At 35.9% G+C, this 17096-nt stretch carries 17 protein-coding genes; 10 read left to right on the top strand and 7 right to left on the bottom strand.

Translation table 11 applies throughout. From position 1 onward, the window contains the following. Positions 1–145: 145 nt before the first annotated feature. The 6 genes from T479_RS15890 (at position 146) to T479_RS15870 (ending at position 4613) form a co-directional block, all read left to right on the top strand. Positions 146–1354 carry an SH3 domain-containing protein gene (locus T479_RS15890; RefSeq protein WP_025220195.1) on the top strand — a complete coding sequence of 403 codons (1209 nt, stop codon included), beginning with the start codon at positions 146–148 and terminating at the stop codon, positions 1352–1354. A gap of 169 nt (positions 1355–1523) precedes the next feature. Further along, the gene (locus tag T479_RS15885) at positions 1524–2240 is read left to right on the top strand and encodes a hypothetical protein (protein ID WP_025220194.1); all 717 of its coding nucleotides are present in this window, start codon (positions 1524–1526) and stop codon (positions 2238–2240) included. Between the two features lie 15 nt (positions 2241–2255). After that, positions 2256–2423, top strand: coding sequence for a hypothetical protein (locus tag T479_RS23795; RefSeq protein WP_158497899.1), 168 nt, complete (start codon positions 2256–2258; stop codon positions 2421–2423). Positions 2424–2652: 229 nt separating this feature from the next. Further along, positions 2653–3030, top strand: coding sequence for an SET domain-containing protein (locus T479_RS15880; protein ID WP_024363222.1), 378 nt, complete (start codon positions 2653–2655; stop codon positions 3028–3030). Positions 3031–3600: 570 nt separating this feature from the next. Continuing rightward, entirely contained in the window at positions 3601–3804 is a 204-nt protein-coding gene (locus tag T479_RS15875; RefSeq protein ID WP_024363221.1) for a cold-shock protein, read from the top strand. Between the two features lie 395 nt (positions 3805–4199). After that, positions 4200–4613 carry a YugN family protein gene (locus tag T479_RS15870; protein ID WP_025220193.1) on the top strand — a complete coding sequence of 138 codons (414 nt, stop codon included), beginning with the start codon at positions 4200–4202 and terminating at the stop codon, positions 4611–4613. A gap of 136 nt (positions 4614–4749) precedes the next feature. Here the strand turns inward: T479_RS15870 and T479_RS15865 are convergent, their stop codons facing one another. Further along, positions 4750–5163 (bottom strand): NUDIX hydrolase, encoded by a 414-nt coding sequence (locus T479_RS15865; protein WP_025220192.1) that lies wholly within the window; start codon positions 5161–5163, stop codon positions 4750–4752. A 243-nt stretch (positions 5164–5406) separates the two neighbouring features. Here T479_RS15865 and T479_RS15860 point away from each other — a divergent pair, with 243 nt between their 5' ends. Beyond that, positions 5407–5829, top strand: coding sequence for a universal stress protein (locus tag T479_RS15860; protein WP_025220191.1), 423 nt, complete (start codon positions 5407–5409; stop codon positions 5827–5829). Between the two features lie 144 nt (positions 5830–5973). Here T479_RS15860 and qoxD read toward each other — a convergent pair whose 3' ends face one another. From qoxD to T479_RS15830, 6 genes are all read right to left on the bottom strand, one after another. Beyond that, a complete protein-coding gene (gene qoxD / locus T479_RS15855) occupies positions 5974–6255 on the bottom strand; it encodes a cytochrome aa3 quinol oxidase subunit IV (RefSeq protein WP_024363218.1) in 282 nt (93 codons plus the stop codon). Beyond that, the gene (gene qoxC, locus T479_RS15850) at positions 6255–6854 is read right to left on the bottom strand and encodes a cytochrome aa3 quinol oxidase subunit III (protein ID WP_024363217.1); all 600 of its coding nucleotides are present in this window, start codon (positions 6852–6854) and stop codon (positions 6255–6257) included. Before qoxC ends, qoxD begins: the two co-directional genes overlap by 1 nt. Position 6855: 1 nt before the next feature. Next, positions 6856–8799: a cytochrome aa3 quinol oxidase subunit I gene (gene qoxB, locus T479_RS15845; protein WP_024363216.1), complete on the bottom strand. Its 1944-nt coding sequence runs from the start codon at positions 8797–8799 to the stop codon at positions 6856–6858. Between the two features lie 27 nt (positions 8800–8826). Further along, a complete protein-coding gene (gene qoxA, locus T479_RS15840) occupies positions 8827–9765 on the bottom strand; it encodes a cytochrome aa3 quinol oxidase subunit II (protein WP_024363215.1) in 939 nt (312 codons plus the stop codon). Positions 9766–10533: 768 nt separating this feature from the next. Continuing rightward, positions 10534–11376, bottom strand: a complete 843-nt coding sequence (locus T479_RS15835) for a DUF2785 domain-containing protein (protein ID WP_025220190.1) — start codon at positions 11374–11376, stop codon at positions 10534–10536. Between the two features lie 416 nt (positions 11377–11792). Next, complete coding sequence (locus T479_RS15830) at positions 11793–12260, bottom strand: hypothetical protein (protein ID WP_025220189.1); 468 nt, start codon at positions 12258–12260, stop codon at positions 11793–11795. A 180-nt stretch (positions 12261–12440) separates the two neighbouring features. On the opposite strand from T479_RS15830, the gene T479_RS15825 reads away from it, so the two are divergent. The 3 genes from T479_RS15825 (at position 12441) to clpX (ending at position 16867) form a co-directional block, all read left to right on the top strand. Continuing rightward, positions 12441–13430, top strand: a complete 990-nt coding sequence (locus T479_RS15825; protein WP_025220188.1) for a DUF3196 family protein — start codon at positions 12441–12443, stop codon at positions 13428–13430. A gap of 273 nt (positions 13431–13703) precedes the next feature. After that, a complete protein-coding gene (tig, locus tag T479_RS15820) occupies positions 13704–14993 on the top strand; it encodes a trigger factor (protein WP_024363211.1) in 1290 nt (429 codons plus the stop codon). Positions 14994–15595: 602 nt separating this feature from the next. Next, the gene (gene clpX / locus T479_RS15815) at positions 15596–16867 is read left to right on the top strand and encodes an ATP-dependent protease ATP-binding subunit ClpX (protein ID WP_024363210.1); all 1272 of its coding nucleotides are present in this window, start codon (positions 15596–15598) and stop codon (positions 16865–16867) included. The last annotated feature ends 229 nt before the right edge of the window (positions 16868–17096 follow it).

Genomic DNA, 17096 nt, shown 5'->3' with positions numbered 1-17096 from the left:
ATTCATTCACGGTTAAAATTTGTTAGCTAGGCTTTCTCTTTTGAGGAAGCCTTTGCTGTAACAATTACTAGTATTATATTGCGACTATACGCTTGAACAAAATAGTGGAGATAGACAAATAGATAAAAAGGAGCGAATGGTGTTTATGAAAAAATGGATAGTATTCTTTACGCTAATAATATGCTTAAGCTTTCAATCAAATATAAAAGCACAGGTTATTTGGGATGGTGCGGAAATTACAAAAGGGCAAACAGGTAAGTTGACCTTTTCAAAGGATGTGAAAATATATAAAAAAAATGCTGATGGCACGTTCACCTCACTCGTTGTCAAGAAAGGAGAATTTTATCGTGTATACGGCCATGAGTATTCGACTGTTGGCAAAGTATACAAGATGAGTGGCGGCTATCGTGTACAAGCAACCAATTTAGTGATTTACAAGGATGTTCCGTTAGCTATTCAACAACAAGTAGCAGGTGAAAAGTTTACGGTTGGAACACCTATATTTTCAAGCTCAGCAAAAGGCGTTTCTATTAAAGAAGCCCCGAGTAGTTCAGCAAAAACTATTATGCATACGCCATATGGAGCTGTTTTTAAAGTAGTCGAGCTAAGTGGAGATTATGTAAAAGTAGAATACAATCCAAGAACGGATTCAACAATTGATTATGTATGGGGATATGTACCGCAAGACTATGTTTCCAATTTACCTGAAGGAACTATTCAATATGTAAAAGAAAATGTTGATGTATCCGTTCGTCCTGGCTGGCAAAGTCAATCATTAAAGACGGGCACATCTGTTGCAGTCTATTTCACAACAGCAGATGGTCGTGCCTACGTGTCTTCAAATAAAATATATGGATACCTCCCTGCAAGTGCTTTATCCAAAACGCCAATCATGGACAAAGAGCTACTAAGTTTAGCTGAACCGTCGAACATTTTATTTGATGCAACGAAAAAGATTTCCTTATCACAAACAGCCCCAGATTACTATTTAGCCGAGTTTTCACCGACTGCTAGTAATCGCTGGCAAGGCTATATGCAACTAGTAAATGATGATGAAATTACTGGAGGCAAACAACTAGCAGGAGTTCTTAGCTATGCACTTGTAAATAATAAGCTAACTTATCATTTAGCAAGTGAAGTGCACGACCATAAAATAACGATTCAGTTCCCGCTAAAAGTAAATGATACAATTCATATCAATGGAAACGAGCAAAAAGTGACCAAAATATATGAGCATTTATCTTTAAATATAACAGGTAGTTATGAAACATTTAACAATGTAGTAATCGCAGGCGATTATATTATTGCTAAAGGATTAGTGAAGGGTCGTTACGATTATTGGGTTCAATTGTAACGTGGTCTATTAAGAAAGTCTGTATAAAAATTTATTGATTTAAAAGAAGTATTTCTGTATTGAACGAAAACGCTCTTTTAGTAAAAAGTTGAATTAACAAAAAAATTGAAATATTCCGCAAATAGAATATATAATAATATCAAATATTTTATGGGAGGGATTTTTTTATATGAAACAAAAAATATGTATTTTGTTATCATTAAATTTATTGCTTTCCACATTCTTACCAATGTTTAGCTATGTTGGAAACGCAGAGGCTAATAGTAGTTTTGAGAATAGTATGGAGTTAATCAATCAAGAAATAGAAGAAGTTTTAAATAATCTAAACTTTATTGAAACAAGTGAATTAAAAACTATATTTTCAATTATTGAAGATGACGGAATTCTTTATGAATATGAAAGTTTAGTCTTGAATGAGAATACAAGAGATGAAAAAATAGCTGTAAGTAAATACTTAATCGAGAATGGAGTTAGAACAAAAACAGTAGAGTATTCAGAAGAAGCTGTGTATGATAATCAACCAAACAATATGATTAGGGTAAAAAGAGCAACTTGTCATGGGAAAACTAGTGGCGAAATAACTTGGGCAGGAACTAGAGCTTCTTTATATCTAGATTCATGTATTACAAAGAAAATAACAGATATTATTGATGGAGCTCATGGAGCTACAGCTGCTATTGCTGGTATTGGTGCAATAATTAGAAGAACACATCAACTTGCAAGATTTGTGCCTTATGCCTCAGCTATTGCTGGATTTCTATGGTTTGCTGGAGCTGGATTTAAAGCGATATCAGGCAATGGACAATACGGAGTAGGATATCATATGGCAAGAAATCCTTTAACAGGGAACATCTATGAGCTGGTAGGAATACCTTGGAGACAGTAAGGGTGTAGAAAATAAATGATATATCGATTTTTATTGATAATGGCGACATTAATCTTTATAGTCAATTTATATGTCCTTCCAACATTTTTCTTCATTGAACCAGATCGTACAGGTACTTTTATTGGCTTAATAATCATAGTGGTTATACTTCATCATCTATTAAAAAACAATGCTAAAAATTGATTTGACAAACTATATTTCGTGTAGCGCATTTGAATGGTGATGTGCTGCACGATTTTTTTCCAATGAAAATAGCTACCAGAAGCATTAGATTACCTAATTTTTTGTCTTTTAAAAGACCGTAAATGGTTTAAATTGAAAAAAATTGCCCAAAAGATTAAAAAAATGAGCTCATGGACTAAATTAATGGTACAGTTGTAAGTATATTTTAATAGTGAGTAGGAGAACGAATATGATAGAAATTAAAACATCTCCATTAAGTGATGGAGAATTCAATAGAGGGGTATTTGCTACGTGCGATATCCAAAAAGGAGAGCTGTTGCATGAAGCACCAGTCATTTCTTATCCAAATGAACAGCATCAATACATCGAGCAAACATTGCTTGCTGATTATGCTTTTGAATATGGTATAGGTCAATCTGCAATTCTTCTTGGTTATGGGATGTTGTTTAACCATTCTTATGAACCAAATGCAACTTATGAGATTAATTTTAGAAACCAGACATTTGATTTCTTTGCTTTCAAAGACATTAAGGCTGGGGAAGAAATATGTATTAATTATAATGGTGATGTAGATAATCAAGACCAATTATGGTTTAATGAGAAATAATAAAGAGTGAACAGAAGCTGGGACAAAAGAGAAAAGGTGTTAGATTGATTGCAGTCAATCTAACACCTTTTTTGCTGCGCCATTGTTTGTTCGCTACAGCGGTGCTTTCCGCTCAGCACCGTAAGCCGCAACCCTCGCTAACGCGCGGAATGCCCGCGTCTTACATTGTGTGCTGTTCTGAGCAGGAGTCACCACCTCCGCTACCAACAACTAGTGAACCCTTCTATTGTTTTATTTATTGCAAAAGCAAGAATAGCTAAGTTCTTCATATAGCAAAAATGTATGAACACCTTTCCTCTGTACCTTAAATTTTTTTAGTTATGTCCCAGCCTCTTTTGAAAAGATTTAAAAGAAGATGAATAAAGAAATTGAAAGTTGTTTATACTAGCACTAGACAAAAGAAATTTTGTAGTATATAATGAAATTAATAAGATCGTTTGCGAAGAAACAATGAATTCACATGTTACAAAGAGTAATCGTGTTATTTGTTCGGTACTTTTTGTAATATGTGAATTTTTTTCTTTTGAGGAAATCGGATATTATTAAATACAATTAATGGAGGTCATTTAAATGACACAACAAGGTACAGTAAAATGGTTTAACGCAGAAAAAGGTTTTGGTTTCATCGAAGTAGAAGGCGGAAACGATGTATTCGCTCACTTCTCAGCTATCCAAGGTGACGGTTTCAAATCACTTGACGAAGGTCAAAAAGTGGAATTCTCTGTAGAAGAAGGCCAACGTGGACCTCAAGCTACAAACATCGTTAAACTTTAATTTTTATTAAACTGACGATAGGCATCTTCAACGATGCTTAAGACTGTAGGCAAACCCAAAGCAATTTGGGATTTGTCTACAGTTTTTTTATTTCAGTGTCTTTTGAGATGACTGACAATAAACCTATTCATTGAAGCTTTCTAACAGCATGTATACGCTCTTCTAAACGTTGAATGATTCTTTCCCTTTATATGAAGAGAAAAGGTAATAGGGAGCGTAGAGAAGCGCTTAAAACATATCTGTACTTCTGGAAATGGTTTTATGCAAACAGAGAACTTAACTTTGCTTAAATAAATCGAGTTTAGAATAAAGAAATAAAAAACACTATGAATAAACTTGTTTGTATTTCGTGTCTTTAGGATAGACTGCAATCAACAGCAAAGGAGGGTATCTAATTGTTACAAATTGAATCTAATATCGTCGGAAAAGAAATAAGCTTTGGTTACTTACGTGATCATATTGAAAGACATGGTTTTACAATTGGAGGCAATTGGGAGTATCACAAAGGAAGTTTTGATACGATTTTATCGAGTGAGGGTGGAGAAACCATCTATTTGCGAGTGCCTTTTATTGTAACGCAAGGTGAACTAGATTTTTATGATGCACAAATTCGCTTTCAAAACCCATTCGTTATTAAACATGTAACGAATGTCGGATTGGATTATGATGAGGGCTCTTTGCTAGATGCAACGGGAGCGAGCCAATTCCAAACACCGCTTGATAAGGATGGCTATATACATGATAAAAGTAAATGGATAGAAGTTGGCGAAAAGGTAGTGACTGATAAAGTTCTCCCTTATTTTCACTAGTCTTTACACCAATTGTTTTACGCTAGTCACACTTTTAAAAAGTAGTGGCTTTTATTATGCCTATGAACTTAGTGACAAATCTTCTTAAAATAGTTTTTTAATTTATAGTGGTCATGTATCGTTAAATGCCAGCTTGTTAGATTGTACCTTGGTCGTAGTAGAGCGCGTGATTTTCATAAAGTTTGTCAATTCCTTCTCTATAATAAGGCATTCTACTGTTAGCAATTTCAATAGGTACCCATTCGATGTTGGTTATTTCATTGGGCAATGCTATTTCTTCAACCCCACTTATAATTTGCGCTTCAAAAGTGAAAAATAAAGCGTGATGATTCCTGCTTGTTAATTTTGATTCATTTACCGCGAGTAATTTACCTACTTCTACTAGATAACCTGTTTCTTCATGGACTTCACGGATTGTAGCTTCTATCAGCGTTTCATCTGTTTCCACTTTTCCACCAGGAAGCGACCAATGCCCTTCATGATTATGAACCATTAATATATGATAATCGACATTTTTAATTAATGCATAGACGACTTTAACTTCTTCCATTAGCCTCTCCTTGTCTATCTTCGTATAGTTAAATACATACATAATAGCGTATTGGAACATATTTGGAAAGGGCATATTGTGAATGGGTTATTTCGAGTCTTGGCTGAATCGAGATATAGTAGTAGACGGTCAATATCTTTATTTTACTAGTTATGCTACAGATAGAAGGGGGGATCCATTTTCTTTATGATATAATGATTGAGAAAACTCTGAATGTGTAAGAAAAGATGAGGGGGATTAATGATGGCTACGAATTATAAAAGAATCGCTGTAGCAATAGATTTTTCTGAACAGTCGTTGAAAGCGTGTGAGCGTGCGGTAAAATTGGCAAAAGAATATGGCGCAACATTACAACTAGTGAATGTGATTGATACGAAGTCGTTTGGTGCTATCACTGCATATGACTTAAAGTATGCAGAGAAATTGAAAGCGGAACATCTTACTAAAATCGAAAAGTTAAGATTAGAGGCTCAAACAGCCGGCGTAACAGAGGTATTGGCTGTTGTAGAAACGGGTTCACCAAAAAGCATTCTTACGCAACTGCCTACTGTAGACTTAATTGTATGTGGTGCAACAGGCTTAAATCAGTTAGAAAAAATGGTCATCGGTTCAGTAGCGGAGCGTATTGTCCGTTTAGCTACATGTGATGTGCTAATCGTTCGCTAATACGAACTTAATGAACGTATAACAGCCTAGAGCAAGTTCACTATTTTTAAACAAACTAAAGCCAGTTTCGATATTTTCGAGACTGGCTTTTTTGTTGTACTTTAAAAGCCGAGAAAATGAGGATCATTTTCTCGGCCATTTTTATTAGTAACCCCAGATCATTGCAAATAATGTACCAAGGATTGTCACAACAGCTACGAATACTGAATATAGAATTGTTGTATATAACGTTTTCTTATCCTCAGATTCACCGATGTGCATGAATAATACTAATTGAACAGTTGCTTGCGCAAGTGCAGTCACTACTAGGATTGCAAATGCCATATTGTAAGACATATCAAATTTCACAACTGCTAAAGCGATAATTGTTAATAATAGTGAGAAGCCGAAGCCCATCACATGTTGTTTTGGGAATAGTTCCTTCATCAGCTAATCAGTCCTTTCAAGTAGACGAAGCTGAAGATGAAAATCCAAACTACGTCTAGGAAGTGCCAGTACAGTGAGAAGATAAACGCTTTGTTAGCCGTTTGTGGGTTTAAGCCACGTTTTGCTACTTGGATTAAAATTGCAACGCCCCAGAAGAGACCAAATGTTACGTGGGCACCGTGCGTACCAAGTAAAGTCATTAATGAAGATAAAAATGCACTTGTTGTAATTGTTGCACCTTCATGAACATAAGTGACGAACTCGTCAATCTCAATAACTAAGAAGCCAAGACCTAAGATAAGTGTAATGATGAAGAATGTCATCATTGCTTTTTTGTTGCCAAGGCGCATAGCATGAACGCCAAGACCGATTGTAAAACTACTTGCTAGAAGTAGGAATGTTTCTAGTAATACTGGTGTTAACTCGAAAATCTCAGCACCATTCGGGCCACTGCCTGTACGATTGTGAAGCACAAAGTAAACAGCAAAGAGTGTAGCGAATAACATGATTTCGGCGCCAAGGAAAACCCAGAATCCAAAAATCTTTAAGCGGTTTTCTTCTGTACTATATTCTAATGGAAGTGAAGAATCGATTTTCATATTATTTATCACCTCTCAAACTTTTTTCAGTTTCCATAATTTCTTCAACTGAAATGTAACGACCATGATCATCTTCAAATGAACGATGAGCCATGAAGCCAAATACAACAAGCATGCTGATGATGGCTGGAATCCAAAGACTAAATACTGCGAAGAATGCTGCTAGGAATAAGAAACCACTTGTCCAGAAAGGCGTACCTGTGTTGTTAGGCATGTGGATTTTCTCGATTTTACCTGCAGTAATATCGCGACCTTCTTTTTTCGCAAACCAGAACTCATCTAAACGTGTAATTGTTGGTACTACTGCAAAGTTGTATTCAGGAACTGGAGAATGAGTAGCCCATTCTAATGAACGACCATCCCACACATCTGCTTTTTCGTTACGTGGCATATGTTTCCAGCTGTAGTAAATGTTATAGCAAATTAACGCAAAGCCGACTGCAAGTCCAAGTGCACCGATGAACGATAGCAAGTTAAGTGGACCGTAACCAGTAGATTCAGAGTAAGTGTACATACGACGAGCGTAACCATCTAAACCTAAAATGAATAGAGGGAAGAACGCTACGTTGAAGCTGATAGCGATAAACCAGAAACCAGCTTTCCCTAATTTCTCATTTAAACGGAAACCGAACATTTTTGGCCACCAGAAGTGGTAACCTGCAAGTACACCAAATACTGTACCTGGAATTAATACATAGTGGAAGTGGGCAACTAAGAACATCGTATTATGATATTGATAGTCGGCACTTGCCATTGCGAGCATTACACCTGTAACCCCACCGATTGTGAAAATCGGGATAAAGCCAAGTGCATAAAGCATTGGGGTAGTAAATTGAATCTTACCGTGCCTCATTGTGAGCAACCAGTTGAACATCTTAACCCCGGTTGGAACAGCAATCGCCATTGTTGTAATAGAGAATACACTGTTTACCATAACGCCGTGACCCATTGTATAGAAGTGGTGGGCCCATACTAAGAATGATAGTAATGAAATAACAACCATACTCATTACCATTGATTTGTAACCGTATAAGTTTTTACGAGCAAATGTTGCAATGACTTCAGAGAAAATACCGAAGGCAGGAAGAATAACGATGTAAACTTCAGGATGTCCCCAAACCCAGAATAGGTTGGCCCAAAGCATGTCCATACCGCCATCTGTCATCGCAAAGAATTTTGTACCGAATTGACGGTCTAACATCATTAATGCAAGTGCTACAGTTAATACTGGGAATGCAAATACGATAATAACGTTTGTAATTAAAATTGACCAAGTAAACATTGGCATTTTCATTAAAGTCATACCAGGAGCACGCATTTTAAAGATAGTCGTGATGAAGTTAACACCAGTCAATAACGTACCAATACCTGATAATTGTAGTGCTAAAGAATAATAGTTGTTCCCAACAGTTGGACTAAATTCTGTACCCGCTAATGGGAAATAAGCTGTCCAACCTGAATCTGGTGAACCACCAATAATGAATGATAGGTTCAGTAAACCACAACCTGCTGCGAATGCCCAGAAGCTGACAGCGTTTAGACGTGGGAACGCAACGTCACGTGCACCGATTTGTAATGGAATAACGATGTTCATTAAACCGATAACAAATGGCATCGCCATGAATAAAATCATGATTAAACCGTGCGTAGTGAAAATCTCATTATAGTGTTGTGCATCAAGTAGTCCGTTATCAGGGACTGCTGTTTGTGCACGCATTAAAAGTGCGTCGATACCACCGCGGAATAGCATTAAAAGTGCAACGGCGATATACATAATACCGATTTTTTTATGATCGACTGTTGATAGCCAGTTTTTATAGAAGTAGCCCCATTTTTTAAAATACGTAAGGCCTGCTACGACAACTACTGCACCAACTACGATACTAATAGCTGCGCCTAAAATCATCGGTTCTTGCAGTGGATGGAATAATTCTTCCATACTCATAGGATGCGCTCCTTTCAAATTTGGAAATTAGTGTGAATGTGTTTCGGCATCTTTTTTGGAATGGTCCATATTTTCATGGTTCATATCTTCGTCAGACATGTCCATGTCACCATGGTCCATACCTCCCATATCCATATCACCATGTGCCATTGGTGCAGGGCTGAAATCTAAGTGAGTAGAAGAGTAGCTTGAACGACCTACATGTTCAGCTGCTAATAATTCTTTGAATTTTTCTTCAGTTAATGGTTTTTCGTTCGCTTTTACGTCTTTAACCCATTGATCGAAGTCTGCTTGTGTCATAGATTGTGCTTCAAATTCCATTTCCGCAAATCCACGACCATTAAAGTTTGAGTTACGTCCCATGAATGAGCCAACTTCATCAGCTGCAAGGTGAATAGTTGTTAACATGTCACTCATCGCATATTTTTGACCCGCTAACTGTGGAATCCAGAAACTTGTAATTGGTCCGAATGAATACAGTTTGAATTCAATAGGACGATCTGTTGGAATGTTTACATAGTTCACAGTTTCAATACCTTGCTCTGGATAGCTGAAGTGCCATTTCCAGTTTGAAGATGCTGCATAGATAACTAGTGGTTCTTTATTGTCATAACCTTCTGGTGTTGTTTCTACCGTACTAGTAGTTTTTACAGTAACAATTGCTAGGAATGCTACGATAATAATAGGAATAACTGTCCATGTAATTTCTAGTACATGACTACCTTCTTCATGAGGTGGCTCATAATCGGCAGAAGCTTTTGATGCACGGTATTTTGTTAGCATAAATGCAAAAAGCACATACACGACTAGTAAAATAACTGCCATTGTAATAATGGATAAAATAATTGTGTTTGATAATGTTTGAGCATTTGGTCCTTTTGGATTGAAAACAGTTAATGGTTCACAACCAGAAAGGATTGCGATAGCGCCAAATGCTAATAACATTAAGCTAAATTTTTTATTCATGTTTGACTCCTTTCTATAAAACGGCTATTCATAAATTTCATGTGTAGTAGTATTGATTCACATTTATAAATAGTGGGTATTGAGGTCACCTCTTTTATCTGATGTACCAATCAAATACGTTTGCATTAACAATGACAATGGCATGGTTCAATATGAAGCATTAAGTCTAGTAAATGATTGGTCTTTTGCAAGCGTTCACAAACATGATGATGTATGCACCATAAAATGGACAATTCTTCAATGTAGATGGTCGCATCATGTCTTTGTTTGCATATAGGATTATACGCCCGCAGCACCAGAAAAAAAAATATTTAATTATAGAACTGATAATGAATAGGGGGTGATTATGAACATTTTTTGAACAAAAAAAGCTATTTTACTATTGGTATTTTAAGGTTTTGTTAAATTAACACTGTATAAACGTTGAAAATACTGCGTTTGTCGTATTTAACTAAGTAAACAAATTTTTTGTGAAAATTATCATTTCACATTTTAGACGATGTTTTGTAATAAAGTCCATGATGCGACTGTGTTTTTGATACATTTTAGTTGCGTTTTATCTAAAAAAGGAGTATAAGAAAAGTCGGTTTTAGGTACCTGGAAGGATAAATTTTCTATGTAAGGGATGATTATAAAGGGGTATATTGGAACATTGTTGAAATTATGTTAACATAATTAAACGATTTGAAAAATTAACAAATATTAGTATATTAATATTAGTATTCGAAAAAAAGAACATCCAAATGCGTTGGATGTTCTGTCCTTCATTTAGGAACCGAGCTTCAACCACTTTGCAATTTGCAAATACAGTGTGTTTTGAAGTTTTGGTGCTAGGTTATTCATTTTTAACGCGAAATACAAAGTCTTCATTGCGTTCAATGTACAAGTACGCCCACTAAAAAAGCGTTGATTATAGCCTTGTGTTACTAAATGCAATTCGAATTTATCAAAAACTTGCTCTACCCATTCGGATAGTGCTTCCTCAGAATAATTCCTTGCTAATAATGCTTCAATTATATTGACTAAGCGTTCTTCCTCGTCGTTGATAAAAACAACATCTTTCCAAGTTACTAGTTTGAATGCATGTAAAATAGAAGGAGCGTGTTGCAAATCAAATTTCGGATGTTTAATTGTTATTGCCGCTAAATCTGCTCCGTGTGCAACACTGTGTGCCCAGCCTTTACCTTCTATATAACCTCTTGTATCATTTTCAAGTAACAAATAACGCCCTATTTTTTTAAAGAAAAATTGTAAGCTTGCGTCATCTAAAATAAGGAGTTCACTATCTTTTGCCAAAATGCTCGCTACTAGTAAAGCTGAAAAAGAGCGGGTGAAAACACTATCCGTCATTTGCTCTCCAATGTTAGCGTATAAGAAATCTTCACCGGTTGCCGTGTCAAATAAATATTGTAGTTGCTGAGCGCTTAGTAAATTATCACTCAATAAGTCGATAAATATTCTATAGATAAGGTGATCGCGAAGTTCTGCGTCTGTTGAACCGATATGCGCTAACATTTCCTTTAGTAGCCATTCGCCCTCCTTGTTAAAAAATGCTTGTCGTGCTGATAGGGTCATAGATGAAAATGTTTGTAATGCTTCTTTAATCTCCATGATGAATGCCTCCAAAAATAAATCTCTCGTTCATTATACATTTTTACTCAAGAAATTTGTCTGTAGCGAATTATTTAATGGATACTTTCACAATAGGAATACCGCAATCTATAGAAAGCTGATATGATAATAGCGCAAAGGCTGGACAACCATCGTTGATGCACGACAAAAAGACATACTTGTAGTATGCCCAAGGCTCGGTTAAATGTAGTTTTAATGTATAAGACAGGAGTTTAGCTCGTCCTAACGTTTATGATGTTATTTTCATTGCAAGTTTCTCCCTATGTGAGAGCGTAGTTTAAGGTTCCTCGTATGTTTCACTTTATGGGAGAGGGGAAACGCTATTGTAGGCAAAAGTCAAACAACCCTATTATCACTTTATACTCGATATACATAAACGGAATTAGTTTTGCTTCCTATAAAATAACAGCCGATTTGATGCCGAGTGGCCATTCAATCATTGTATTTTGATTTGTTTTTAATTCCATAAGGATACTAGCATTTTTGATGGCATCTAAAAGCCACTCACTATAATAGAGAGTGGGATGAGGATGCTGTAAAATACGTTTCATATCATTAGTGTCAATTTGCAAAAGTTTATAGTTGCATTCAATATGAACGCTTTGGGGAATAATAAAAAGTGACGCTTGATGTTGATGGCCAATAGAGATGGAGCCAGGAATATTCCCATGCATACTTGTAATATGTGTCGTTGCTTCTTTTGTAAATGTATTTAATTTTGTCTGTGTAAAAAATTCAAAGTCAATTGAATAATCTTGTAGCGGACCGTGTGCTGTCGTAATTGATATAACTTTAATAGATAATTCCTCAAAAACGGGGGAGATGCGACTATCAAATTCCATGATTGTATCCATTAATGGCATGTATTACACTCCTTGTGAACAACTTGTATTGGTCTTGCTGACAATGAATATAGCGATGTCTGTTATGAATGAAAAAATATGGGTATTATTAATTATAATTCAATTTATTACAAAATATGAATAGAAATTCAATAGTTTTTGTTAAAAATAAACAATTAGTAAATCTAAAGAGGTGAGAAAATGACAAAGCATAAGCGTCATGTTATTAAACATGACAATATTGTTGTTTTTCCTGGTGCCATCCAAACATTAATTCGAGAGGGTCATATGTTTGCGGAAAAATACCAATATGAAGATGCGGTCGCATGCTTTGAAAAGGCGTTTTTATATGAAAGTGGAGATGAAAAAGCCTTATGTGCCTATGCCTATGCTTTATATGAGCTGAAGGGCTATGTGAAGGCAAAAGAAGTGTGTGAACAACTGCTAGCTCTAGGCACCTCAATGTATGTGGAAGTAATGGAACTATACATTACAATATGTATGCAATTGAAGGAATACCATCAAGTGGAGTCCATAATAACTACTTTGATAGAAGAAAAAGTACTTCCTGAAGCACAACTAGAAAAATTCGAACGCTTAAAAAGTATAAATAGTGAAGTGGCTAAAAAGTTTCAACAAAGAGAGGCTGTACAAGAACTTATTGAAGAACAAGAATATGACTTGGAGAAGTTTAGTGCACTAACACCAAATGAACAATCGTTGCGACTGCATCGTTTAATGGATACGAATGTACGACAATTAAAAAAAACCTTAAAGGCTATTATCGAATGTGCTGATATCCACCCATTTGTGCAAAGTCTTGCGTTAATATTACTTGTTGAGCAAGAAGTTTCGATTGATATCATCGTTTCAAAATTTAAACAAACAAAAACGGTCAATCCAATACATCTGGCACTGCCAAATCAATTAAAACAATATAATGACATAAAAAAAATCATCGAATCTAAATTAGAACAAGACCCATCAACGTTGGAAATGGTACAATATTTAATGGCTAAGCATGCTATTGTTACTTATCCATTTGAATGGTTTCCTTTTGAAGCCGATGATATTGCATATAGCTATATAGATTTTGTACAATCGATGCTTGGTAAGGTTCAGGAAATGGACTATGAAATCATTGACTTTTTACAAATGTTAGAAAAACTAACAGAACTCCATGAAGTATGAAATAAGTTGAAACTATACGCATCTATGATATACTAAAATGGTTGTCAAAATCGTAGTTACGAATAAATTGTCTAACATTTAAAATTGATCAACCCAATCCTCTACTTCACATGAGTAGGCGGATTTAATGTCAATGGCTTTAACTTTCTAGTAGGGTATGAAAACTTGAGCTAAATGTTAAGTCGCTGGCATATGTTGCGGATTTTTCAAACAAATCCGGACGCAATTACGTCAAGCGTGATTGAAATTAGATTATTTTGGAGGTATTTATACATGTCAGCAAAATGGGAAAAACAAGAAGGTAATATCGGTACTCTAACAATTGAAGTACCAGCTGCAGAAGTAGACGCAGCGATGGACCAAGCATTCAAAAAAGTTGTAAAACAAATTAACGTACCAGGTTTCCGTAAAGGTAAAATGCCTCGTAAAATGTTTGAACAACGTTTTGGAATTGAATCTTTATACCAAGATGCTTTAGAAATCATCGTTCCAGATTCTTATGCAAAAGCAATCGACGAAGCGGGTATTATGCCAGTTGATTACCCAGAAATTTCTGGTACAGAAAACTTCGTACATGGTCAAGATTTCTCATTCACTGCACAAGTAACAGTGAAACCAGAACCAAAACTAGGCGACTACAAAGGCTTAGAAGTTACAAAACTTCCAGTTGAAGTAACAGACGAAGAAGTTGAAGCGCAAATCCAAGAGCAATTAGCTCGTAAAGCTGAACTTGAAATCAAAGAAGATGAAGCGATCGTAGAAGGCGACACAGCGGTAATTGACTTTGAAGGTTTTGTAGGTGAAGAAGCGTTTGAAGGCGGAAAAGGCGAAGATTACCCATTAGAAATCGGTTCAGGCTCATTTATTCCTGGATTTGAAGAGCAATTAGTAGGTGTGAAAGCTGGCGAAGCAAAAGACGTTGTTGTAACTTTCCCAGAAGAATACCACGCTGCTGAATTAGCTGGTAAAGAAGCTACTTTCAAAGTGACTGTAAAAGAAGTAAAAACAAAAGTACTTCCAGAGCTAAACGATGAGTTTGCAAAAGAATTAGACCCAGAAGTTGAAGGCGTAGAAGCATTACGTGCAAAAATTAAAGAACAAACAGCATCACAAAAACAAGCTGAATCAGACGCTACACTTCGTGATGAATTAGTAGAAAAAGCTGCTGACAATGCAGAGTTTGAAGTACCAGCTGGAATGGTTAACTCTGAAACAGATCGCATGTTACAAGAGTTCGGTCAACGTTTACAAACGCAAGGTATGAACCTAGAGCTATACTACCAATTCTCTGGTCAATCAGAAGAAGATTTACGTGGTCAAATGAAAGAAGAAGCTGAAAGCCGTGTACGTGTTTCATTAACACTTGAAGCAATTGCTGACGCTGAAAAAATTGAAGCTACTGAAGCTGACATCGAAGCTGAATTAGAAAAAATGGCAGCTCAATTCAATATGACGAAAGAACAAATTACTGGTGCACTAGGCGGTACTGCTGTTCTTGAAAATGATATCAAAATCCAAAAAACAGTTGAATTTTTAGTAGAAAACGCTAAAATTACTGAATAAGATTTTTTAACGTAACTAGATAGAAAAATTAAGAAAACAAGGTACGGCGTTAAACCGTGCCTTGTTTTATCACACATAGCTTTTTAGTTTAGACTAAAGGGGCCCCAACCTCTCAAGGTCGAGGAATGAAAAAATCCAATTTTTACTAACTGTTATGCTTTTGGAGGCAACTTTAGTTAATATCTTATACATAGTATTGTTGTTTAATTTTTTACACGATGCTAAACTTTAACTTCATTGTAGTAAAGCCGACAAGTAGCAGTAGTATAGTGTCTCCGTTAAAATGGAAGAAGAACGCACTTAGGTTTTACGACTGAGGGAGCTAAAACCTCGAAAATGAAGCTGAAAAATCAGACAGTTGTCATGGGTTCGTCTGAAAGCTCGCATCAACACGAATTATTTGCAGAACAGCAAGTAGAGAGCCATTAATGTTTTTGCGCAAATGCTGCAATTACTTAGCTAACTGGTCAATCGTTTGAATAGACTTGAAAATAATTCAAAATTTAGATGCATTTGCGCCATGACGTAAATGTTGCAATCAATTTATTTGATAATGATTCAATAATCTTGTAAGATTGTAGCTTGAATAGGGGTGAAACATATTGTTCAAATTTAATGATGAAAAAGGCAATTTAAAATGCTCATTCTGTGGGAAGCCGCAGGAACAAGTACGTAAATTAGTTGCAGGTCCTGGTGTTTATATTTGTGATGAATGTATCGAACTTTGTTCAGAAATCGTTGTAGAAGAACTAGGTGTTGAGGAAGAAATCGATTTCCAAGATATTCCGAAACCGAAAGAAATCTTATCGATTTTAAATGAGTATGTTATTGGACAAGAGCGTGCTAAAAAAGCCTTAGCGGTTGCGGTTTACAATCACTACAAACGCATCAATACAAACAGTAAAATTGATGATGTAGAATTAGCAAAATCGAACATTGTGTTAATCGGCCCAACTGGTAGCGGTAAAACATTATTAGCTCAAACATTAGCACGTATATTAAACGTTCCATTCGCAATTGCAGACGCTACTTCTTTGACAGAAGCTGGTTATGTGGGTGAAGACGTTGAAAATATCTTATTAAAATTAATCCAATCAGCAGATTATGATATCGAACGTGCAGAAAAAGGGATCATCTATATTGATGAAATCGATAAAGTTGCACGTAAATCAGAAAATCCATCGATTACACGTGATGTGTCTGGAGAAGGTGTCCAACAGGCATTGCTAAAAATTTTAGAAGGTACTGTTGCAAGTGTGCCTCCTCAAGGCGGACGTAAACATCCACACCAAGAGTTTTTACAAATTGATACAACAAATATTTTATTTATCGTAGGCGGAGCATTTGATGGTATTGAATCCATCATTAAACGTCGTCAAGGTGAAAAAGTGATTGGTTTCGGTTCAGATCCTAATAAAGTTGAAGTGGACGAAGGTTCATTAATGTCGAAATTAATTCCTGAAGATTTGTTGAAATTTGGTCTAATTCCAGAATTCATCGGTCGTTTGCCAGTACTTGCAAGCCTAGAACAATTGAATGAGGCTGCACTTGTACAAATTTTGACGGAACCAAAAAATGCGCTAGCGAAGCAATATCAAAAAATGCTTGAACTAGATGGTGTTGAGCTTGAGTTTGATGAAGGTGCCCTTTCTGAAATTGCAAAGGAAGCAATTGAGCGTAAAACAGGTGCACGTGGTCTTCGTTCAATTATTGAGTCAACAATGCTTGAAGTAATGTACGAATTACCTTCACGTGATGACGTGAAAAAATGTATCATTACGGCAAAAACAATTACGGATAAAGAGAAACCGAAATTGCTTCTTGAAGATGGCACTGAACTCGATGAAGGTAGCGACACAAAAACTTCAGCATAATAAACAGACAAAGCTGTCTATTGTTATGAGAAAAAGAGTAACTTAGCTGACTTCGATTGTGCAATGTTCGCACATATCGAGAGTCAGCTTTTTATTCATACATAAAGCCGGCGACTGTAAATAGATGAAATTTTTGGCTCGTTTGAATAGATAGTGTGAATCGGTTTTTTAAACACATACTAGAAGCGCGGGATTGTGAACAAGAAAATTTTTGACGGAGGTGAATACC

The organism is Lysinibacillus sphaericus, from assembly GCF_000600105.1.
GTDB classification, from domain to species: domain Bacteria; phylum Bacillota; class Bacilli; order Bacillales_A; family Planococcaceae; genus Lysinibacillus; species Lysinibacillus sphaericus.
Note: the sequence above shows the minus strand (reverse complement) of the source record. Positions and strands in the feature narration are given on the sequence as shown.